5 protein-coding genes are annotated in these 4,587 nt (G+C 46.5%); 2 read left to right on the plus strand and 3 right to left on the minus strand.

The annotated features are described in order from the left end of the window. The 3 genes from groL to J6U00_RS09455 all read right to left on the minus strand — a co-directional run. On the minus strand, positions 1-1,337 hold a 1,337-nt coding region (gene groL, locus J6U00_RS09445; protein WP_296581290.1), incomplete at its 3' end, for a chaperonin GroEL. A 132-nt stretch (positions 1,338-1,469) separates the two neighbouring features. Then, positions 1,470-1,742, minus strand: coding sequence for a co-chaperone GroES (locus J6U00_RS09450; protein WP_296581291.1), 273 nt, complete (start codon positions 1,740-1,742; stop codon positions 1,470-1,472). 161 nt (positions 1,743-1,903) lie between these two features. After that, the gene (locus J6U00_RS09455; protein WP_296581294.1) at positions 1,904-3,022 is read right to left on the minus strand and encodes a hypothetical protein; all 1,119 of its coding nucleotides are present in this window, start codon (positions 3,020-3,022) and stop codon (positions 1,904-1,906) included. Positions 3,023-3,080: 58 nt separating this feature from the next. Between J6U00_RS09455 and J6U00_RS09460 the strand changes: the two genes are divergently transcribed. Continuing rightward, positions 3,081-3,350, plus strand: a complete 270-nt coding sequence (locus tag J6U00_RS09460) for a YabP/YqfC family sporulation protein (protein ID WP_296581295.1) — start codon at positions 3,081-3,083, stop codon at positions 3,348-3,350. After that, entirely contained in the window at positions 3,340-4,506 is a 1,167-nt protein-coding gene (locus J6U00_RS09465) for a sporulation protein YqfD (protein WP_296581296.1), read from the plus strand. The genes J6U00_RS09460 and J6U00_RS09465 overlap by 11 nt, the downstream gene beginning before the upstream one ends. Positions 4,507-4,587 lie beyond the last annotated feature (81 nt).

Raw genomic sequence — 4,587 nt, forward strand, 5'->3', positions numbered from 1 at the left:
AGTGCCTTGAGTATAATCTTTGCGCCTGTCTTTTCGTCGCCTTCAAGTGTAGGAACGAGCTTATTAACTGCCGGCATTGCGTTTACAAATGCTGTACCGCCGCCTGCTACGATACCCTCATCAACTGCTGCCTTTGTAGCTGCAAGAGCGTCCTCGATACGGAGCTTCTTCTCCTTCATCTCGATTTCTGTAGCTGCGCCGACCTTGATAACTGCTACGCCGCCTGCAAGCTTTGCCAGTCTCTCCTGGAGTTTCTCACGGTCGAAGTCGGAAGTGGTCTTCTCAATAGCGTTTCTAATCTGGGCAACTCTTGACTTGATAGCCTTCTTGTCGCCTGCGCCGTCTACGATGATAGTATTCTCCTTCTGGATTACTACCTGCTTTGCCTGACCGAGCTGCTCAATAGTTGTCTCATTGAGTTCAAGACCAAGCTCTGAGGAAATTACCTCGCCACCTGTGAGCACTGCGATATCCTTGAGCATTTCCTTACGTCTGTCGCCAAAGCCGGGAGCTTTTACTGCAGCAACCTTGAATGTGCCTCTCAGGTTGTTGAGTATGATAGTTGTAAGAGCCTCGCCCTCTACATCCTCAGCAACTATAACAAGCTTCTTGCCCATTTTTACAATCTGCTCAAGAAGAGGAAGTATCTCCTGTATAGATGAAATCTTCTTGTCTGTGATAAGAATGAAAGCGTCGTCGTAAACTGCTTCCATTTTATCTGTATCTGTTACCATATAGGGTGAGATGTAGCCTCTGTCGAACTGCATACCCTCTACTACCTCACTGTAAGTCTCAGCTGTCTTGCTCTCCTCGATAGTGATAACGCCGTCAGATGTTACCTTCTCCATAGCCTCTGCAATGAGCTTACCAACGTTCTCGTCAGCAGATGATACTGTACCTACTCTTGCTATATCCTCTGAACCTGTTACAGCCTTTGAGTTGTCTACGATAGCCTTTACAGCTACGTCAACTGCCTTTGCAATACCCTTCTTAAGTACCATTGGGTTTGCGCCTGCTGCGATATTCTTCATACCCTCGCGAACGATAGTCTGTGCGAGAAGTGTTGCTGTTGTAGTACCGTCGCCTGCTGCGTCGTTTGTCTTTGTAGCAACTTCCTTTACGAGCTGTGCGCCCATATTCTCGAAAGCATCCTCAAGCTCAATATCCTTTGCAATGGTGACACCATCGTTTGTGATAAGGGGAGCGCCGAACTTCTTGTCAAGAACTACGTTTCTGCCCTTTGGTCCCATTGTTATCCTTACTGTATCAGCAAGCTTGTCGATACCTGCCTGAAGTGCCTTTCTTGCTTCTTCGCCGTACTTTATATCCTTAGCCATAATTATCTACTCCTTTAGTTTAATTCTTAATTCGTAATGCGTAATTAAATATGTTCACTTACGTTCACGAATCAAATGTTTAAATTTATCGTCGTAAGGCGACGACCTTAATTATGAATTACAAATTACGCATTATTTAACTGTTGCGAGGATGTCTTCCATTTTTACGATGATGTACTCTTCGCCCTCAAGCTTAACATTTGTGCCTGAATACTTAGAAATAAGCACCTTGTCGCCCTTCTTTACTTCCATTTTTACATCTGATGTTCCCGGACCTACCTCAATGACAACTGCTACCTCAGGCTTTTCCTTTGCTGAGCCCGAAAGGATTATACCGCTCTTTGTGGTCTCCTCTGCTTCTGCCATTTTAACGACAACTCTGTCCTGTAAGGGTTTGATAGTCATAATATATACCTCCTGATCAATTATAAGCAATTCAAGTTTAGCACTCTTTCTATTCGAGTGCTAATTATATTTTACCACCTTTTTACAATAAATCAAGCCTTTTCTGCAAGCTTTCACAATTTTTGGCGCTATGTACAAATCTGATATGCTTTAGTGAATATTTATGTGCTGTAAGCTGAGCTTTCCACGGTTTTATCCCCGAATTCCCATATCAGCATTACTGTCATTAGTATCAGCATTGCCGACGGCACAGTCCTTTCCGAACCGTATTCCCCTGCCAATATGACAGCTGCCTCTACCGCCTCATCTTTTATGAAAAATGGTAGCAAGATTCTGCATATCCAGCTGCTCAAGAAAGCTGCCGCTGTTCTAGTTATTACAAGTGGTCTCAGCGAGAGCTTCCCTGCGTTCAGCGCTGACAACTGAAACAGCACGCAGAGTCCACCGAATGATACTGCGCCACTTATGAAGGGCAGCAGTAGTAATTCGCCTCTAGGAAGTCCTTCCACGTTGGTTATATCTATCAGCGCGGCGACCCCTGCCTCAACGCAGCTTTTATCGAGGCATAGGAGCTTCGCAGGTATCTCCACTGCTGCTGCTATGGCGCCTGTACTCACAAGGAAATTGGTCAGCACCGAAAATCCCGTTATCATTATACATATATCCGCCATTGCTCTACCACTATGTAAGACGCAGTCAGTCAGCATATCAGCCGATATACTGACTCTGCGGATAGAGTGTGACTTCGAATCAGCTACCTTCCTCAACGGCACTGACATAATAAATGCAATGATAATATTTGCAGACACCGACGAAAGCAGTATCAGCTTCCCGGCGACGACGGAATGAAAAAGCTGACGGGCTATGCATCCATATACAAAAGCGGGACCTGCGCCAAAACAAAGCCCTGAAAGCAGTTCAGTCCTCTTTGGCGTTATCTTGCCAGAAGTACATTCCTCAAACAGCATTTTCATCCCCACCGGATAGCCCGCAACCATACTGAATAAAAATATGGAAAACTCCCCTTTCTCCATACCAAACAGTAACTTGCCGAGGCGTCCCACCCATTCGGGAAGCAGGGCAGTCATTCCGCTCCGGACTATCAGCGAGGAAACTATCATCATCGCAAAAAGCGACGGTACGACCACGCTGATACAGCGCTGAATGCTTCCCGTCACCGCCGCGGCTACTGCCGCGGTGTCAGTGATACAAACACAGAAAAAAACGGCTGTAATTGATATTTTAATGGTTGTAGCTACTTTTGCAACGTATTCTCTCATAATCATCCCCCCGTAAATCATATTATTGGAAGTGATAAAATATACGGGAGTGACGCTTATGTTTGAATGGCTCGGGGAGCTGACCCGGCAGACGCTCTGCCTCGATACGGATATCCATATATCAGACAGGAACGAGCTGATAATAGAAAACTGCCGCAGGATCGAGGAGTGCAACGAGGTCTTCATGCGCTTTTTGGCAGGCGGTATTTACGTGAATATTCATGGAAGCGGCCTTAAAGCTTACGATTTCAGGACGGGCGGACTTATTGTGCGCGGTTGCATAGATCGGTTGGAATTTGAGGAAAGGAGAGTAAAGCATGGGACTTAGAATAAGGCGGTATGTGAGGATAAATGCCAGGGGAAGAGAGCTGAATAAATTCCTGAATACAATGCACATCAGGAATATAGAATGCCGTGGGCAGTACTGTCGCAGCGGCACCCTTTACGGAGATTTTCTGCGCCGGGATATGGAAAAAATAAGATGTGCTGCGGATGAGTGCGGTATCGAGCTGAAAACAGCTTCTTATGACAGTGTACTTGAACGGCTTTCACGGTATCGCCATAGGGTAGGCCTTTTAATAGGAACCTGCCTTGCTTTATTCACAGCCTTGTATTTCTCCCAGGTAATTGTTACTGTGGAGATACATGGCAATTCCGCAGTGCGAGACGATATCATTCTCGCTGCCCTTGAAGAGCTCGGCATAAAATCCGGTGCTCACCTCAGTAAGGTGGATCTACACAGTTGCGAGAGCAGGCTTCCCTTCATGGTGGAGGGTATCGCATGGGCAGGTATGCACCGCACAGGTAGCCGGGTCGTAGTGCAGATACGGGAGGAAGCTGCGAAACCACAAAAGGTCTCAGGAAGGGTCCCCTGCAATATAATATCAAACCGGGACGCCGAGATCACCTCGGTGCTGGTGCGCTGCGGCACTCTTATGCATATTATCGGCGACTACGTACCAAAAGGGACACTCCTTATCAGCGGCGTTACGGAATACGAGAGCAAAAGGGTCGAGGTTCTGCACGCTATGGGCGAGATACGAGGAGTATACAACGATAACGTTAGCTTTTCCGCAGCCTTCCGGAGCGAGGAATACTCCCCAACCGGCAGGAGCGATACTCAGCGCACTCTTCGCCTTTTCAGTCTCGATATTCCTCTGTACTTCAAAAGGAACAAATACATAAAATCCCTCTCCTCCTGCTCAGAAAAGCCGCTTATACTGTTCGGGAAGGAGTTGCCTGTGAGTCTGCGCTGCAGAGTCATCGAAGAGACCGCCTGCACGGAAAGGGTCCGCACTGCCGAAGAGCTAAAGGAAAAGCTCATGGAAAGAGTATATCTCTACGAAAAAAACTTTCTCGGCGATGATATCAGGATCATAAGCAGGAGAATAGTCTCTTCTGAAACTGAGGATTCCCTAACACTCAGCGTTTCCTACATGCTGGAGGGAAATATCGGCGAGCAGAGGGAGATATTCATAAAGTAGCTGCAAGGCATTACACACAAATCACCTGACGTTTTTTTGTTAAATCTTACAAAGTGACAAAAACTTAAATGTATGTTATAA

Origin of the sequence: Ruminococcus sp. (assembly GCF_017650195.1) — a bacterium.
GTDB lineage: Bacteria > Bacillota > Clostridia > Oscillospirales > Ruminococcaceae > Ruminococcus.

Bases quoted from the DNA above. Each gene is read 5' to 3' on its own strand.
- J6U00_RS09450 (WP_296581291.1), bottom strand. From the start codon at position 1,742: ATGACTATCAAACCCTTACAGGACAGAGTTGTCGTTAAAATGGCAGAA.
- J6U00_RS09465 (WP_296581296.1), top strand. From the start codon at position 3,340: ATGGGACTTAGAATAAGGCGGTATGTGAGGATAAATGCCAGGGGAAGA.
- J6U00_RS09460 (WP_296581295.1), top strand. From the start codon at position 3,081: ATGTTTGAATGGCTCGGGGAGCTGACCCGGCAGACGCTCTGCCTCGAT.
- J6U00_RS09455 (WP_296581294.1), bottom strand. From the start codon at position 3,022: ATGAGAGAATACGTTGCAAAAGTAGCTACAACCATTAAAATATCAATT.